At 68.9% G+C, this 17,021-nt stretch carries 12 protein-coding genes and 1 pseudogene; 10 read left to right on the top strand and 3 right to left on the bottom strand.

All coding sequences use genetic code 11. The features are described from left to right. Nucleotides 1-18: 18 nt before the first annotated feature. The 3 genes and pseudogenes from FFI87_RS23095 to FFI87_RS23085 all read right to left on the bottom strand — a co-directional run bounded on the left by FFI87_RS23095 (nucleotide 19) and on the right by FFI87_RS23085 (nucleotide 4,855). Nucleotides 19-1,281: a cytochrome c gene (locus FFI87_RS23095; protein WP_138848897.1), complete on the bottom strand. Its 1,263-nt coding sequence runs from the start codon at nucleotides 1,279-1,281 to the stop codon at nucleotides 19-21. Then, nucleotides 1,278-1,982 carry a (2Fe-2S)-binding protein gene (locus FFI87_RS23090; protein WP_138848898.1) on the bottom strand — a complete coding sequence of 235 codons (705 nt, stop codon included), beginning with the start codon at nucleotides 1,980-1,982 and terminating at the stop codon, nucleotides 1,278-1,280. The genes FFI87_RS23095 and FFI87_RS23090 overlap by 4 nt, the downstream gene beginning before the upstream one ends. After that, a pseudogene (locus tag FFI87_RS23085) lies at nucleotides 1,979-4,855 on the bottom strand (xanthine dehydrogenase family protein molybdopterin-binding subunit). Before FFI87_RS23085 ends, FFI87_RS23090 begins: the two are co-directional and overlap by 4 nt. 392 nt (nucleotides 4,856-5,247) lie before the next feature. Here FFI87_RS23085 and FFI87_RS23080 point away from each other — a divergent pair. The 10 genes from FFI87_RS23080 to FFI87_RS23035 all read left to right on the top strand — a co-directional run bounded on the left by FFI87_RS23080 (nucleotide 5,248) and on the right by FFI87_RS23035 (nucleotide 16,983). Then, entirely contained in the window at nucleotides 5,248-6,798 is a 1,551-nt protein-coding gene (locus tag FFI87_RS23080) for a sensor domain-containing diguanylate cyclase (protein WP_138848899.1), read from the top strand. Nucleotides 6,799-7,070: 272 nt separating this feature from the next. After that, complete coding sequence (locus FFI87_RS23075; RefSeq protein WP_006754413.1) at nucleotides 7,071-7,346, top strand: hypothetical protein; 276 nt, start codon at nucleotides 7,071-7,073, stop codon at nucleotides 7,344-7,346. Nucleotides 7,347-7,592: 246 nt separating this feature from the next. After that, nucleotides 7,593-8,633 carry a succinylglutamate desuccinylase/aspartoacylase family protein gene (locus tag FFI87_RS23070; protein WP_138848900.1) on the top strand — a complete coding sequence of 347 codons (1,041 nt, stop codon included), beginning with the start codon at nucleotides 7,593-7,595 and terminating at the stop codon, nucleotides 8,631-8,633. A gap of 289 nt (nucleotides 8,634-8,922) precedes the next feature. Beyond that, a complete protein-coding gene (locus FFI87_RS23065) occupies nucleotides 8,923-9,843 on the top strand; it encodes a recombination-associated protein RdgC (RefSeq protein WP_138850190.1) in 921 nt (306 codons plus the stop codon). A gap of 308 nt (nucleotides 9,844-10,151) precedes the next feature. Beyond that, complete coding sequence (locus FFI87_RS23060; protein WP_006754410.1) at nucleotides 10,152-10,712, top strand: GNAT family N-acetyltransferase; 561 nt, start codon at nucleotides 10,152-10,154, stop codon at nucleotides 10,710-10,712. A 54-nt stretch (nucleotides 10,713-10,766) separates the two neighbouring features. Then, nucleotides 10,767-11,708, top strand: a complete 942-nt coding sequence (locus tag FFI87_RS23055) for an ABC transporter substrate-binding protein (RefSeq protein WP_138848901.1) — start codon at nucleotides 10,767-10,769, stop codon at nucleotides 11,706-11,708. Nucleotides 11,709-11,747: 39 nt separating this feature from the next. Then, nucleotides 11,748-12,797: an LLM class flavin-dependent oxidoreductase gene (locus FFI87_RS23050; RefSeq protein ID WP_138848902.1), complete on the top strand. Its 1,050-nt coding sequence runs from the start codon at nucleotides 11,748-11,750 to the stop codon at nucleotides 12,795-12,797. 7 nt (nucleotides 12,798-12,804) lie between these two features. Next, entirely contained in the window at nucleotides 12,805-14,163 is a 1,359-nt protein-coding gene (locus FFI87_RS23045) for an LLM class flavin-dependent oxidoreductase (RefSeq protein ID WP_138848903.1), read from the top strand. Between the two features lie 59 nt (nucleotides 14,164-14,222). Then, the gene (locus tag FFI87_RS35255; protein WP_138848904.1) at nucleotides 14,223-16,007 is read left to right on the top strand and encodes an amino acid ABC transporter permease/ATP-binding protein; all 1,785 of its coding nucleotides are present in this window, start codon (nucleotides 14,223-14,225) and stop codon (nucleotides 16,005-16,007) included. 34 nt (nucleotides 16,008-16,041) lie between these two features. Continuing rightward, nucleotides 16,042-16,983: an ABC transporter substrate-binding protein gene (locus FFI87_RS23035; RefSeq protein WP_012366106.1), complete on the top strand. Its 942-nt coding sequence runs from the start codon at nucleotides 16,042-16,044 to the stop codon at nucleotides 16,981-16,983. Nucleotides 16,984-17,021: the final 38 nt, after the last annotated feature.

The following is a 17,021-nucleotide window of genomic DNA, read 5'->3' as shown; positions in this document are numbered from 1 at the left end:
CGCGCGGCGCCGCACGACTTACTGACGCATGGCCTTCACGTCGGCCGGCGTGACGTTCGCGGGCTGGCCGCCCCAAGTCGCACGCAGGTAGTTCGCGAGCTGCGCGAGTTCGTCGTCGCTCAGCGTATGCGCGAAACCCGGCATCGCCTGCAGGTTTTCGAAGCCGGCGAACTTCTGCTCGTCGATGCCGTCGAGCATCGCGACCAGCAGGTTGCGCGAGTCGCCCTGGCGCAGCGTCGAATTGCCGTTCATCGGCACCGCCACGTGCGGCTTGCCTTCGCCGTTCAAGCCGTGACAACCCGCGCACACCGCGAGATACACCGAGCGGCCCGCCGCGAGCTGCGCGGCGTCCGCCGACACTGGTTTCACCGGCTGCGGCGCGGGCGGCATATCGCCGAGCAGGTACACGGACAGCGCGCGCAGGTCGTCCTTCGTCAGGGTCTGCGTGCTCAGGTGCACGACCGGATACATTTCCCCGAACGCCGAGCCTTGCGGCGCGATGCCGACGCCGAAGAACGTCTGCAGGTCGGCGCCCGTCCAGCCGCGCGCCGCGAGGCCGGCCGGCGTGATGTCCGGCGCGGCCACTCGGCCGAGCGCGGCGCCCGCGAACGGTTTCGCGTCGTCGAGCTGACCTGTGAACGCGCGCGGCGTGTGGCATTCCGCGCAGTGGCCGAGCGCGCCCGCCAGGTAGCGGCCGCGCTGCCAGTCGGCGGACCGGCCGCTCGACGCGTCGGGCAGGCTGTCCTTCAGGAACACCATGTCCCAGAACACCATGCCGAAGCGCAGGCTGTACGGGAACTTGAGTGCGTGCGCGCGGTTTTCCTGCGCGACCGGCCTCACCGTCTTCAGGTACGCGTACATCGCGTCGCTATCGGCACGCGTGAGCTGCCGGTACGACGTGTACGGCATCGACGGATACAGTCGCTTGCCCGGCGCCTTGCCGTCGTGCAGCGCGGCGTAGAAGTCGTCCGCACTCCAGCTGCCGATCCCGTGATCCTTGTCGGGTGTGATGTTCGAGCCATAGAACGTGCCGAACGGCGATTCGAGCGGCGCACCGCCGGCGAACGGCGCGCCGTCCTTCGCGGTGTGGCACGCCGCGCAGTCCGCGGCCTTGACGAGATAGCGGCCGCGCGCAACTTGGTCGGCGCCGGGCGCGCCGGAGGCCGCGCTCGAGACCGGCGCGTCGTGGCCGCCGCAGGCGGCGAGCAGCAGCGCGCAGACGGCCGCGAGTGCGGGCAAGCGTGCGGCCCGCACGGCACGATGAGCGAATGTGCGTTTCATGCGGCGTCCTTCACGAGTCCCGGCGTCGTCAGGATCACGTCCTTCACGGCTTCGTAGTAGCGCACGTAACCCGTGCAGCGGCAGAGGTGTGCGTTCAGCGCGTCGGTGATCGCGCGCTCGACGTCGGCCTTCGCGATCGGCTCGCGCTTCAGCCGCTCGATCAGCACCGTCGCCGCGTTGACGAAGCCCGGCGTGCAGTAGCCGCACTGGAAGCTGAAGTGCTCGAGAAACTTCTGCTGGATCGGCGACAGCTCGACCACCTCGCCCGCGTCGTTGCGCTTCGCGTGGCCCTCGATCGTCCGGATCGAACGGCCGTGGAAGAAGTGCGCGCCGGTGATGCAGGTGCGCATCTCCTCGCTCGTGCCGTCCGGCTGGTCGACGATCACGACGCACGCGTGGCAGACGCCCTGCCCGCAGCCGAGCCGCGAACCGGTGAGGCCCGCGTACTCGTGCAGGAACTCGATCATCATCAGCCCTTCCGGCACCTGCATCGGACCGACGGACTTGCCGTTGATGTTCACCGACAGCGCTTTCTGCTGGAACCGGACGAGCGGACGCTCGACGGCGGCCGGCGCGGCAGCGGGCGCGGCCGATGCGGATGCCGGGGCGGCAGAGGCCGCGTGCGGCGCGGATGCGGCGGTCGCAGCGGTCGCAGCCGCGCTGGCGCTCGCGGCCGAAGCCGCGGTTTGGGCGGTCGTCATGCGAGCACCTCCTGAATCTTTTGCGGGGTCACCGGCAAATCGGTGAAACGATGGCCGATCGCGTGCGCGATGCCGTTCACGATCGCGCCGACGACGGGGATCATCACCACTTCGGCGACGCCCTTTGGCGGATCGGTCTCGGACAGCGGCGGCAGGATGTCGCCCGTCTGCGACCATACGGCGACGTCGGTCGCGCGCGGCAGCTGATAACGGTTGAAGTTCCACGTGCCGTTGCCGGGGCCGTCCTCGTAAAGCGGCAGCGACTCGTGCAGCGCATGGCCGATACCCATCGCAAGGCCGCCCTGCAACTGGCCCGACACGAGCTGCGGCGAGATCTGGTTGCCGCACTCCATGATGGAGTGATGCGTGAGCAGCTCGACCTTGCCGGTCGCTTCGTGCACGGCCAGCTCGACGAGCGTGCCGACCGCCGTGTAGTACGTGACGGCCGCGTTGTTGCGGCTCGTCGGCGGAATGAACACGCGCTTGCGGTCCAGCACGCGGTAGCCGTTCGCAGTCGGCGCCAGCGTGCCGCGCATTGCGGTCGCACCGGCCGGCGCGGCGGTGCCGGGCAGCGGGCCGTCGTCGCCCGTTTTCGGCGCGCCGACGCGCAACGACAATCCATCGACCGGCAGACGATCGACCATGCCGCCCACTTCGAACTCGGCGTCGGTCCACTGCCAGCGGTTGAACACGTGCACGACGGCGCCGGTCGGCAGGCCGAGCGCATGCGCCTGCTTCGCGAGCTGCTCGAACGTCAGCGGCTCGAGGCCGTCGGCGGTCAGCTTGCCGTCGACCCAGCGCGCGTCCTCGATGCGGATCGTGTATGGCGCGGCCTGGCCGCCGCCGAGGCCGCGCGTCCAGATCGACATCGCGGCCGGCCACAGCCCGTAGCGGAACACCGCGCGCGCGGCTTCGCGCGTGCTGTGCGTGAAGTAGTACGCGGAGTTCGTCGCGCTCGACGGCGACGCGTAGCTCGGCGACCAGCGCGGATTCGCGCTCAGGCGATCCTGGTCGGCCTGCGACATCAGATACGGATCGCCGCTCGTCTCGATCGGCAGGTCCGGCCATTCGGTCAGCGCGACGCGCACGTCGGTCGCCGGGCGGCCGAGCCACTTCGCGACCGCGACGGCCTGCGACGTCGACATCCCGGTGCCGATCTCGGCGGCCGTGTGATGCAGCGACACCTTGCCGTTCTCGTCGAATTCGACCTTCGCGAACGATGCCTCCGCGCCCGTGCCGAAATCCTTCTGCACGCACGCGAAGCCGACGCCGTAGCGCTTGCCGGGGTTCGCGGCCTCGAATTCGGCTTTGCGCGTCGCGCGACGCGTCCACAGCGGATGCTGCTTCGCGCGTTCCAGCACTTCTTCCACGCGCAGCGCGCCGGCGGGAATCGCGCCCTGCGTGTTCTTCATCCCCGAGCGCAATGCGTTGCGCAGGCGGAAATCGATCGGGTCGAGGTTCAGTTGCGCGGCGATTTCGTCGACGGCCATCTCGGTCGCGGCCATGCTTTGCAGCGTGCCGTAGCCGCGGGCCGAGCCAGCGTCGATCGCGCGCGACGCGATCGCGACCGCCGCGAGGTCGCTCTTCGGGAAGTAGTAGATCGATTGCGCGGCCGTCGCGCCGACCATCGCGACCGACGGCGAGAAGTTCTAGCGCCCGCCGCCGTTCGCCTCGAAGTCGCCCTTGAACGACTGCAGGAGGCCCGTGTTGCGATCGACCGCGATCCGGTAGTGCATCTTGAACGCGTGACGCTTCAGCGACGTCTGGAACTGCTCGTAGCGGTCGTTCGCGAACCGCACCGGGCGGCCGTCCGCGTACAGCGCGCAGACGAGGCCGTAGAACGGCACGTTGCAGTGATCCTTCGAGCCGTAGCCGACCGTGTAGCACGGATGCACGAACAACTTCTTCACCGGGAAGCGGCATTTCGCGACCATCGCGGCCGCGTTCTCTGCCACTTCGAGCGGCGACTGGGTCGGCACGACGAGGTGCATCGACTGCGTCGCGGCGTCGTACCAGCAGTTCGCGTTGTCGGGTTCGAGCGCGGCGGTATCGACCGACTGCGTGTTGTACTCGCGCTCGAACACGAGCCAGTCGGCCGACGGATGATCGAGTTCGGCGGCGATCTGGCCGGCCAGGAACATCCCCTGCTCGTCGAGCCTGCCGTGTTCCTTGCCGTCCGGCCAGACCGGCAGATGCTTGCGCATCATGCTCGGGAAGATCGGCGCGTCCTTCAGGCTCGAGTAGACATCGTCGTCGTAGGCCGTCTTGCCGCCCACCCGCACGTAGCGGAACGTGCCCCACGGATCGCGCTCGAGCGGGCCCGTGACCGCGCCGTAGTGGATCACGTCGTCGCGGAACTTGAGCGCGTTCTTCGCGAAGCGAAAGCGCGCGAAGTCGTGGTAGATGAGGATCGCGACCGCATGGCCGAGATAGGCGGGCGTCTTGCCGGCGGGCAACAGCATGTCGTCGCCGTAGAACGTCGGGAACGCGACGCCGTCGCGCGCGAGATCGTCGGCCGTGACGACGCGGTCCGGCTTCAGTTCGTCGCCGAGCAGCGACAGGTTGAAGCCCTCGTAGAGACGGTCGGCCTGCGTGACGCGCAGGATCAGCGCGTGCGACTGCTGCTGCGGCCAGTGCGGCATGTCGGCCGCGCGCACGTCGCGGGCGAACACTTTCGAGCCCGTGACCTTCGCGATGCCGTCGATGCGGAATTGGGGGATGCCGGTGACGCTATCCCATTTGACCGGGGTGAGGAGTTTTTCTTCGAAGAGCGCCGCGAACGCGCGGCTGCCGATGGGCGCGACGTAGGCCGCGACGCCCGCCAGCACGCTGGCTTTCAGAAAACCCCGCCGTGACAGGCCGTGGTTTTGCATGTGGGGGAACCTCCTGATGCGGCTCGTACGGCGATCGGGTGTCGCGGCGTTCGGAGCGGCGCGCATTCTGGCATTGTTTTCGATATATCGCCTATAGTATTTCTCGCATGCATTACTTATTGAATTTCTTATAACGAGATTCGGGCGGGCTGCGGCGCCCGGTCGCGGCGGCCGCCCGACATCGTCCCGTCGGCAACGATCCTGCCCGCGCGCCGCCGAATCCGCAACGCGCCCGCAAGCGTGGTTTACGACTACCCGCAGACGCCCGCCGCACGGCACGCGCGGCCCGTGTTTCATGGTAATGTCGTGCGCATCCGGCTCGCCGGTCATCCCGTCACGTGCCGTGCGGGTCGCCCGGCAATGAGTCGCATCGTGTCGAGGTCAAAAGAGCCATGGCAGTCAAGGCGCGCCTCCTGAACGCCGTTCTCGCCACTCCCCCCAGCGGCAATCACCGCGTGACGGCCGCACTGCGTCCGTCGATGCTCGGCACGCTGTTCGAGGACGTGCGCCCGATGGCGCTGTCCGGCGTCGCCAGCGCGTTCGTCGCGGCGATCGCGCTGATCCGTCTGCAGCAACTCTGGTGTTTCGTGTGGCTCGTCGTCGACGTCGGCCTGCTTGTCGCGCGGCTCGCGATCGCGCGCGCGTATGCGGTACGCCGTGCCGCCGGCGACGATCGCGCCGAATACTTCGCGCGGCACTATGCGCCCGTGTCGCTCGCCGCGTGCTTGTTGCTCGGTCTCGGCGTGATGGGCTGCGTGGATGCGTCCGATGCCGAGCTCGGCACGCTGTCGGTGATGGTCGCGGGCGGCGTGTTCGGCGGGATCGCGTCGCGCAATTCGGCGCTGCCGCGGCTCGCGATGACGCAGGTCACGCTCGGCGTGCTGCCGATCGGCGTCGGCGCGCTGCTGGCCCGCCGGCCCGATGCGTGGCTGCTGCTGCCGCCGCTCGTGATCTATCTCGCGGCGATGCGCACGGTCGTGCAGCGCCATTACCGCGTGCTGGTCGCGCTGATCGCCGCGCGCCAGCGCAACGCCGAGCTCGTCGCGCGCTTCGATGCCGCACTCACCTACATGCCGCACGGCCTGTGCATGATCGACGGCGAGAGCCGCGTGATCGTCGCGAACCGCCGCACCGCGCAGCTGTTCGGCTCGCCGCGCGAGATCATGCTGGACACCCCGCTGCCCGACGTGATCGCGGCGCTCGGAGCGAACGCGGAGACCGATCCCGGCCAGACAGGCCTCGCCGCGCAGTGCGCGGTGTGGCTGAACCGCGACGAACCCGTGCCGCTCGACATCGCGCTCGCCGACGGTCGCCAGCTCGAACTGACGCGCCATCGCGTCCCGGACGGCAACGCGGTGGTCATCGTCGAGGACGTCACCACGCGCCGCCGCGCCGAGCAGCACATCCGGCACCTCGCGCGGCACGACGCGCTGACCGGCTTGCCGAACCGTCACGAATTGCATGCGGAACTCAGGCGCAGGCTCGCGCACCGGCCGCGCGTGCCGAGCCCCGCGCTCGCCGTCATGTATCTCGATCTCGACGGCTTCAAGGCGATCAACGACCGGTTCGGACACCAGGCTGGCGACGAGGTGCTCACGCAGGTCGCCGAGCGGCTCGGCAAGACGCTGCCGCCCGGCGAGCTGGCGGCTCGCATCGGCGGCGACGAGTTCGTCGTCGCGATCGACGACACGACGATGCAGGCGTGCTCGATCCTCGCCGCGCGCATCATCCGGCAGATTTCGGCGCCGTACACGCTGTCGATCGGCGCGACCGTCAGCCTCGGGATCAGCATCGGCATCGCGCTCGACGACGGACACGGCTCGCCCGACGAACTGATCCGGCAGGCCGACAGCGCGCTGTACGACGCGAAGTCGGGCGGCAAGGGGATCTACCGCTTCTATTCGGCGGGAAGCCGCCGCATGGCGCCGGCGACCGCGAACTGAGCAAGCGCGTCCCCGCATTTCCGCATCTCCGAATCTCCGTTCATTCCAGCGATTCATTTCCGAAACCGGTTGCATGAGCCGGGGCATGTGCGCATGTGTTTCGCCACGCGCGGCCATGTCACGTGACGTGTTCCGTAACATCGGCTCGCGCCGCGCGCCCCGTTCGCCGCAGAAGCCCGCACGATCGCGGCGGTGCGCTGCGGCGCGCGGCATTTCGTCGCTGGCACTCTTATTGCTCCTTGATTGGAAAACACGACGTCGGGGAGCCCAACATGAATACCGTCGAAGTCCTCAGCCGCGCGGAAACGATCGATCAACTGGACGTGATCGACGGCGCCGCGCTGATCCGGCGGCTCGTCTCCGAGCACCGCCCGCCCGCCGTCCGTGAGGCTGCGTGCGTCGACAGCCCGCCGCTGACGCTATACGGCGCATTTCGCCAAGGCATCACCGACCACGCGGCGCGGCGCGCGAATCCGTATCGCGCCGGCAGCCGTTTCTGGGCGCTGTGGGAAGAAGGCCGTATCGAAGCTGAAACGTCGGGTCGCTGACTCGAGCACGCGCGCCGGCCCTGTCGCGGCAAGGGCTGACGCGCGACCCCGCGTGCGCGGGCGACCAGCTGACACGCCGGCATGCGTATCAGCGCTGCAACATCGCGGGCGGCCGCTCCGGTTACGCATGTCGCGCCTTCGCGCATGGGCCGGTTGACGGTGTGGGCATCGCCTGCACCGCGTCCCGCCGCGCAACGGCCGTTTCCCGATAAGATGGCAGACTCCCGTTCTTCGAACGATGTCGCCATGACCGCCTCCTCCTCTTCGTCACACCGAAATCCCATCCACTGCGAAATCGATCTCGATGCGCGAGGCAAGCATGCGGGCTACCTGCGCCTGCCGCATTCCGTGCATCGCTCCGCGTACGGCTGGCTGCCGATCCCGATCGCGTCGATCCGCAACGGCGACGGCCCGGTCGCGCTCGTGATGGCCGGCAATCACGGCGACGAATACGAAGGCCAGATCATCGTGTCGCAACTGATCCGCGAGATCGAGCCGGAGATGGTCAGCGGGCAACTGATCCTGCTGCCGATGGCGAACTTCCCCGCGGCCGACGCAGGCCAGCGCGTGTCGCCGCTCGACGAGGGCAACCTGAACCGCAGCTTCCCCGGCGACCCGACCGGCACGCCGACGCAGATGATCGCCCACTACATCGAGCATGCGCTGCTGTCGCGCGCGCAGTATCTGGTCGACCTGCATTCGGGCGGCAGCTCGTTGCTGTACCAAGGCGGCAACATGCTCGCGATCGACCCGCTCGACGACGACGAGGCGGAGAAGCTCAACGGGCTGCTCGTCGCGTTCGGGTTGCCGAACGCGCTGCTGCACGCGCCGAACCCCGTGCATTCGGCCTCGGCCGCGCGGCGACAAGGCGCGATCTCGATCGTCACCGAACTCGGCGGTGCAGGCATGGCCGATCCGTCGCTGATCCGGCTCGGCCGCCACGGGCTGCTGCACTACCTCGGCCATATCGGCTTGCTGCGCGGCGCGCTCGTGCCCGACGCGCCGCCGACCGTCACGCGCTTCCTGCGCGTCGACGGCGATCGCCACTTCGTCTATGCGTACGAACGCGGGCTGTATGAACCGCTCGTCGAACTCGGCGACCAGGTGAAGGCCGGACAGCCGGCCGCGTGGGTGCACTTCCCCGACACGCCGCTGCGCGAACCGGTGCTGCATCGCTTCAAGGGCGACGGCGAAGTGGTGTGCAAGCGCGTGCCGGCGCAGGTGCAGCGTGGCGATTGCCTGTTTCAGCTGGCGGAGGCGTCGACGCCGCCGCGTGTCATCGCGTGATCACGACTGGCGCAACCCGCCCCCGCGGAGAGTAGCGACAACGCGTCACAGCCGCCGTACGCCGGCGCCCGTGCATAGGCCGACCGTCAGCCGGACGACCGTGGCAACTCATTTCCCTGCGCGGCACCGCACTGATGGCAATGCGGGAAGAAGAAGAAATTCCGGCCGCCGCATTCGCATACATTGACCCGGCTCCGCTCCGATGCTGCATGTCGACCTTGAACGGCCCCCGCCAATTGGCCGGGAACCGTCAGCGTCATATAGAATGACGCGCTTTGCCCGTCCCCCTATGTGGTTCAAGAATCTTCAGCTTCACCGTCTTCCGGCACCCTGGGCCGTGACCCCCGACCAGATGGAAAAATGGCTGGCGCCCCACGCGTTCCAGCCGGGCAGCAGCGTCGAAATGCAGAGCGTCGGATGGGCTTCGCCGCGTGACGACGGCGCGCTCGTGTATTCGATCAACCGGCAGATGCTGCTGCTGTTTCGTGCCGAGAAGAAGCTGCTCCCGGCATCGGTCGTCAATCAAGTAACCAAGGCGCGTGCGCTTGAAGTCGAGGAGCAGCAGGGTTTCAAGGTCGGCCGGAAACAACTGCGCGAACTCAAGGAGCAGGTTACCGACGAACTGCTGCCGCGCGCGTTCAGCATTCGTCGCGATACCCGCGTGTGGATCGATACGGCGAACGGCTGGCTCGTCATCGATGCGGCTGCACAGGCACTTGCCGACGACGTTCGCAGCCTGCTCGTCAAATCGATCGACTCGTTGCCGCTCTCCGGTGTTCAGGTGGCCCGTTCGCCGGTGGCAGCGATGACGGACTGGCTGCTGTCCGGCGAGGCGCCGGGCGGCTTCACCGTGGACCAGGACGCCGAGTTGCGATCGAGCGACCAAGGTGGCGCCACGGTGCGCTACGTCGGCCACGCGCTGGAAGCGAACGACATGCGCCGGCACATCGAAACCGGCAAACAATGCACGCGCCTCGCGATGACGTGGAATGACCGAATCTCGTTCGTGCTGACGCCGTCGCTGACGATCAAGCGTGTCACGCCGCTCGACGTGATCAAGGAAGCGGCGGATCCCACCGCGCAGAACGACGATGAACGCTTCGATTCGGATGTCACGCTGATGACGGGTGAATTGGGGCGGATGCTGACCGATCTTGTCGATATCCTGGGTGGCGATCGGCACGACTCGATTCATCAGGCGGCAGCCTGACTCTGTCGTCGTCGCGGGCCCTCGCCCCGCGACGGCGGGGCGTCGCGCTGACGCGCGTTCGCCCCACCGCACTCTCGCTGCAAGCCTTCTGACCTCCGCCGCGAAATCCTTATCGAAATTGCTTCGTTCGTCTTTGCCGGCCGCGCCGCTAACGTGTTCCAAACGGCGGCGGCACGCCGGATCTCTCGCAGGATTCCGAGCGGCCGCCGTCATCACGACAACCGCGTCGCGATAACGGAACCGACCGGACGGGCTGTGTGCCCGGCCCCCGCCAGGAATGTCCGCATCGCGCGCCCTTCGCGATGCCCATGGCCACGAACGACCGCATCATCGACACGACGCCGCTCGATGTCCGCGCCCAGCCGCTGATCGACGCGCTGATCGACGAATACGCGACGCGCTACGACGCGTACCGCCCCGACAGCCGCGCGTCCGCCCGCGACGAACTCGCGCGCTACCCGGCCGAGCAGTTCGCGCCGCCCGAAGGCGCGTTCGTGCTGCTGCTGCGCGACGGCGAAACGATCGGCGGCGGCGCGTTCAAGCGCTACGACGCGCAGACGGCCGAACTCAAGCGCATCTGGACCCGCGCGGACCTGCGCCGCCAGGGGCTCGCACGCGTGATCGTCGACGCCCTCGAGCAGCGCGCCGCGCAGCAGGGCTATCGGCGCGTCTACCTCACCACCGGCTTTCGCCAGCCCGAAGCGTGGGCGTTGTACGACCGCACCGGTTATACGCGCCTGTTCGATTCGTCGATCGACCCCGAAGCGTATTTCCATCTGCGCTTCGGCAAGGATCTCGCCGACCCGTCGCGCACGTCGACGCTCGCCGATCTGTGGGCGCCGCTCCCCGAACCGGTGCTGCCGCGCTGAATCGCCGCTTCATCCGACTCCGTTTCCCACGACACACAACGACAGGACGCATCCATGCAACGAGCCGTACCCTTCACGCCGCGCGTGCTACGCACGCTAGGCGCCGCGCTGATTGGCGTGACCGCGATCGCCGCGGCCGCCGCGACCTTCGACCTGAGCCCCGAGCAGCGCGGCCGCCCGCGCGGCACCGTCGATGCGGCCGTCGAACGCGCGGTGCCCGCGTCGTTCAAGTTCGCCGAAGCCGGCACGCTGACGATCGGCGTCGCGCCAAGCCTGCCGCCGATCAGCTCGTATGCGACCGACGCGCGCACGGTGATCGGCTTCGACGCGGACGTCGGCCAGCTCGTGTCCGACAGCCTCGGCCGCAAGCTGAAGATCGTCCCGCTCGCGTGGGCCGACTGGCCGCTCGCGCTCGAATCGGGGAAGGTCGACGCGGTGATCTCGAACGTGACCGTCACCGAGGAGCGCAAGCAGAAGTTCGATTTCTCGACCTACCGCAAGGACCAGGTCGGCTTCTACGTGCGCAACGACAGCAGGATCCAGTCGATCCGCGAGCCGAAGGACGTCGCGGGGCTGCGCATCGTGACCGACGCCGGCACCAACCAGGAAAAGATCCTGCTCGCGTGGGACCGCGAGAACGTCGCGCACGGCCTGAAGCCCGTGCAGGTCCAGTACTACGACGACCAGGCGATGCGGATCGTCGCCGTGCAGTCGGGCCGCGCGGATGCCGTGTTCAGCGTGAACTCGGTGCTCGCGTACCAGAGCGCGCAGCAAGGCAAGACGCGGCTCGTCGGCGCGATCAGCGGCGGCTGGCCGCGCACGGCCGACATCGCGATCGCGACACGCCGCGGCAGCGGGCTCGCCGATCCGCTGACGGTCGCGCTGAACGGGCTGATCAAGAACGGCCGCTACCAGCAGATCCTGGACCGCTGGAACCTCGCATCGGAAGCGATCGACCAGTCGCGCACGAATCCGCCGGGCCTGCCGAAAATCTGAGCGCCCCCCTCCACGCGTCGCACAGGAGCGCCGAACACCATGTCTTATTCGCTTTCATTGCTGGACAAGAGCCCGATCGCCGACGGCACGACCGCCGCCGACGCGCTGCGCTTCACGACGACCCTCGCGCGGCGCGCGGAACAGCTCGGCTACGAGCGCTTCTGGGTGGCCGAGCATCACGGCGCGCCGGGCTTTGCGAGTTCCGCGCCCGAGATCGTGGTCGCGCACCTGCTCGCGCACACGTCGCGCATTCGCGTCGGCTCGGGCGGCGTGATGCTGCAGCACTACAGCCCGTTCAAGGTCGCCGAGTCGTTCAGGCTGCTCGCGGCTCTTGGGCCGGGCCGCGTCGATCTCGGCATCGGCAAGGCGCCCGGCGGGCTGCCGCTCACCACGCGCGCGCTGCAGTGGTTTCACGACAAGGCGAACAAGCCCGACTTCGCGGGCCAGCTCGCAGCGCTCGACGCGTTCCTTGGCTGGGGCGTCGCCGAAGATCATCCGCTCGCCGGTGCGGTCGCGCTGCCGGTGCCGCCGCACGCGCCCGAGCGCATCCTGCTCGGCGGCTCGCCCGACAGTGGCGCGCTCGCCGCGCGCCACGGCTGGCGCTTCTGCTACGCGGGGCACTTCAACGGCGACGACGCGAACCTCGAGCGCTCGCTCACCGCGTATCGCGACGCGGGCGGCACGCGCGCGCTCGTCGCGCTGTACGCGGTCGCCGCGCCGACCCGCGACGAGGCCGAGCAGCTGATCGGGCCGCTGAAGATCTTCCGGCTGCAGTTCGCCGGCGGCCAGAGCTTCAACCTGGCGAGCGCGCAGGCCGCGGCGGAATTCGCGCGGCAAAGCGGCGCGTCCGACTACCGGATCGACGAGTTGCGCCCGACCGTGCTGGCCGATACGCCCGAGCGCGTGCATCGCGCGCTCGACGCGCTGAGCCGGCGGCTCGACGTCGACGCGTTCGTGATCGACTCGCCGGTGACCGATTACGCGGCGCGGCTCGCGTCGGCCGAATGGCTCGGCGGCGCGCAGTCGATCACGCCCGTGCAGGCGGCCCTTTCGGCCGAACGTTCCCTTTACCCCGACCAGAACGCGTGACGCCCCCATGACGACCCGACGATCGATTCCCCTCGGCCTGATGCTGCAAGGCGCAGGCAGCCACATGAACGCCTGGCGGCACCCGAGCAACCCGCCGGACGCGAGCATCAACCTCGACTTCGCCATCGGCATCGCGCGCAAGGCGGAAGCCGCCGGCATCGCGTTCGCGTTCGTCGCGGACGGCCTCTACATCAACGAGAAGTCGATCCCGCACTTCCTGAACCGCTTCGAGCCGCTGACCGTGCTGTCGGCGCTCGCGGTCGCGACGCGCAAGATCGGGCTCGCGGGCACGATCTCGACGTCGTACAGCGAGCCGTTTACGGTTGCGCGCCAGCTCGCGTCGCTCGACGCGATCAGCGGCGGGCGCGCGGGCTGGAACGTCGTGACGACACCGCTCGAAGGCACCGCGAAGAATTTCGGCAAGGCGCATCCCGAGCACGCGTTACGCTACGAGATCGCCGATGAATACCTCGAGGTCGTGCAGGGGCTGTGGGACAGCTGGGACGACGACGCGTTCGTGCGCGACCGCGCGACCGGGCGCTTCTTCGATCGCGACAAGCTCCATACGCTCGACCATCACGGCCGCTTCTTCCAGGTCGCGGGCCCGCTGAACATCCAGCGCTCGCCGCAGGGCCAGCCGGTGATCTTCCAGGCCGGCTCATCCGACACAGGCATCGGGCTCGCGGGCAAATACGCGGATGCCGTGTTCACGCATTCGCCGTCGCTCGACGAAACGGCCGCGTTCACGCGGCGCGTGAAGCAGAGCGCGATCGAGCACGGACGGCAAGCCGGCGACGTGAAAATCTTCCCCGGCGTCGGCCCGATCGTCGGCCGCACGGCCGCCGAAGCCGAAGACAAATACCAGGCGATCCGCGACCTGCTGACGATCGACGAGGCGCTCGCGTATCTCGGCCGCTATTTCGATCACCACGATTTCACGCAGTACGCGCTCGACGCACCGTTCCCCGAACTCGGCGACCTCGGCCGCAACAGCTTTCGCTCGACCACCGACCGGATCAAGGCCGACGCGAAGCGCAAGCAGCTCACGCTGCGCGAGACGGCGCTCGCCGTCGCGACGCCGCGCCCGAACTTCATCGGCACGGCCGAGCATGTCGCCGACGAGCTGATCCGCTGGCACGACGCCGGCGCCGGCGACGGCTTCATCCTCGGCTTCGCGGTGCAGGCGCAGGGCGTCGACGACTTCGTCGACCTCGTGATTCCGGTGCTCGAGGCACGCGGCCGCTACAGCCGCGACCTGCCGGGAAGCACGCTGCGCGACCACCTCGGCCTGCCGCGCAAGGCGAGCCGCCATGCGGCGCCCGGCGCGGTGCACAAACAGGACGACGCGGCCGAAGCGCACGCGTGACGCCGACGCGCCGTCACGCGCGGCGCGTCCGACCGACCCGATCGAGGACCTTCACCGACATGAGCGACACGACCCATCTCGGCGGCGCACTGCCGCCGCTTCCTTCGTCCCGCGTCCGCGACGCCGGCACGCGCCTGCGCATCGTGCCGGCCCGCCACCGCTCGCGCACGGCCGGCACCGTGCTCGCGCTCGTGCTGATTGCGCTCGCGCTGCATTCGATCCTCGGCAACCCGCAATGGGGCTGGCCGGTATTCGCCGAATGGTTTCTGTCGCCGCCGGTGCTGTCCGGGCTCGCGCGCACGCTGCTGCTGACGCTGCTCGGCGCGGTATTCGGCTTCGCGCTCGGCGCGTTCGTCGCGCTGGCGCGGCTGTCGCGTTCGCGCCTGCTCGCCGCGAGCGCGTGGACCTTCGTGTGGCTGTTCCGGTCGATTCCGCTGATCGTGCTGCTGCTGATCCTCAACAACCTCGGCTACCTGTACGAACACGTGCGGCTCGGCGTGCCGTTCACCGACATCGTGTGGTTCGACACGCCGACCACCGACCTGATCAGCCCGTTCCTCGCGGCCGTGCTCGGCCTCACGCTGAACCACGCGGCGTTTTCCGCCGAGGTGATCCGCGGCGGCATTCTCGCGGTCGACCAGGGGCAGCTCGAAGCCGCCGCGGCGCTCGGCCTGCCGCGCGGTCGCCAGACCACGCGGATCGTGCTGCCGCAGGCGATGCGCGCGATCCTGCCGACCGCGTTCAACGATCTCATCTCGCTCGCGAAAGGCACGTCGATGGTGTACGTGCTCGCGATGCCCGAGCTGTTCTATACGGTGCAGGTGATCTATCGCCGCAATCTCGAAGTGATACCGCTGCTGATGGTCGCGACCGTCTGGTACCTGATCATCCTGACCGTGCTGTCCGCGATCCAGGTTCAGGTCGAGCGCCACTACGCGCGCGGCGCGCTGCGCAACCCGCCGCCGTCGGCGCTGACGTTCGTGCTGGCGCGCGTCGGTGCGCTGTGGCGGCGTGCCGCGGCACGCCACGCGACCGTCGCCGCAACGGCACGCGGCGACGCCGCGGCAGCGCCGCTGCAGAGCGCAGGCGGCGAAGTCGCCGTGCACAACGTGTCGAAGCAGTTCGGCATGCAGCGCGTGCTCGACAACGTGTCGTTCGTCGCGCCGCGCGGCAGCGTGACGGCGATCATCGGGCCGTCCGGGTCGGGCAAGTCGACGCTGCTGCGCACGATCAACCATCTCGAACGCGTCGACGACGGCTTCATCGACATCGACGGCGAGCTGATCGGCTATCGGAGCGACGGCGACGTGCTGCACGAGCTGAAGGAGCGCGACGTGCTGAAGCGGCGCACGGCGGTCGGCATGGTGTTCCAGAACTTCAATCTGTTTCCGCACTTGACCGTGCTCGAGAACCTGGTGGAAGCGCCCGTCGCCGTCGCGGGCGTCACGCGCGAGGCCGCCGAGCGCACCGCCCGCACGCTGCTCGCGCGCGTCGGCCTCGCGGATAAAGCCGATGCCTACCCGCGCCAGTTGTCCGGCGGCCAGCAGCAGCGCGTCGCGATCGCGCGGGCGCTCGCACTGCGTCCGAAGGTGCTGCTGTTCGACGAGCCGACGTCGGCGCTCGATCCCGAACTGGTCAACGAAGTGCTCGACGTGATCAAGGAACTCGCACGCTCGGGCACCACGCTCGTGATCGTCACGCACGAGATCGGCTTCGCGCGCGAAGTCGCGGACAACGTGCTGTTCATGGAGCGCGGCCGCGTGGTCGAGTCGGGGCCGCCCGCCGTCGTGCTCGACGCGCCGGCTCATCCGCGCACACGCGCGTTCCTGTCGCGGGTGCTGTGATGCACGCCGCTTCCCACCTGCGAGGCGACCGACGATGATCGACCGACGCCAGTTCATGACGGCCGCGCTTGCGGCCGCAGCCGGCCTGCGCTGGCATGCCGCCGATGCATCCACGGCATCCACTGCAACGGCCGACCTCGATCCGCGCCAGAGCGGCCGGATCCGTGCGTCGCGCGACGATGCGGCGATTCGCGCGGCCAGCCACTACCGCTGGGTGCGCGACGGCGCCTTCACGGTGGCGATCTCGCCGCATGCGCCGCCGGTGTCGACCTATGCGACCGACGCGCGCACCGTGGTGGGCGCCGATCCCGACTATGCGCAGCTCGTCGCGGACGCGCTGGGCCGCACGCTGCGGCTGGTGCCGATCGCGTGGGCCGACTGGCCGCTCGGGCTCACGTCAGGCAAGTACGATGCGGTGATCTCGAACGTCGGCGTGACCGAGCAACGCAAGGAGAAGTACGACTTCACGACCTACCGGCTCGGGCTGCACGGCTTCTACGTGCGCAACGCGAGCCCGATCGCGAGGATCGCCGAACCGAAGGACATCGCGGGCTTGCGCATCATCACGGGGGCCGGGACGAGCCAGGAGCGCATCCTGCTCGAATGGAGCCGGCGCAATGTCGCGCAAGGAGCGAAGGCAACCGAGCTGCTCTATTTCGACGACGATGCGGCGGCACGCGTCGCGCTGCTGTCGGGCCGCGCGGATGCCGAGCTGAACCCGAACGCGTCGCTCGCGTACGAGGCCGCGCGCGACGGCAAGATTCGCCGGGTCGGCGTCGTCAACGCGGGCTGGCCGGCGAATGCCGATGTCGCGATCGCGACGCGTCGCGGCAGCGGGCTCGCGCCCGCCCTGACGCTCGCGACGAACACGCTGATCGACAACGGCCGCTACGGGCAGGCACTCGCGCGCTGGGGGCTGCAGAGCGAGGCACTCTCGCGCGCGCAGACGAATCCGCCGGGGTTGCCGTCGTTCTGATTCGACGGGCCGATGCATCGACACACCGACGCATGAAA

Origin of the sequence: Burkholderia sp. KBS0801, assembly GCF_005937855.2 — a bacterium.
Lineage (GTDB): Bacteria > Pseudomonadota > Gammaproteobacteria > Burkholderiales > Burkholderiaceae > Burkholderia > Burkholderia ambifaria.
This window is presented reverse-complemented; position numbering and strand designations above follow the sequence as displayed.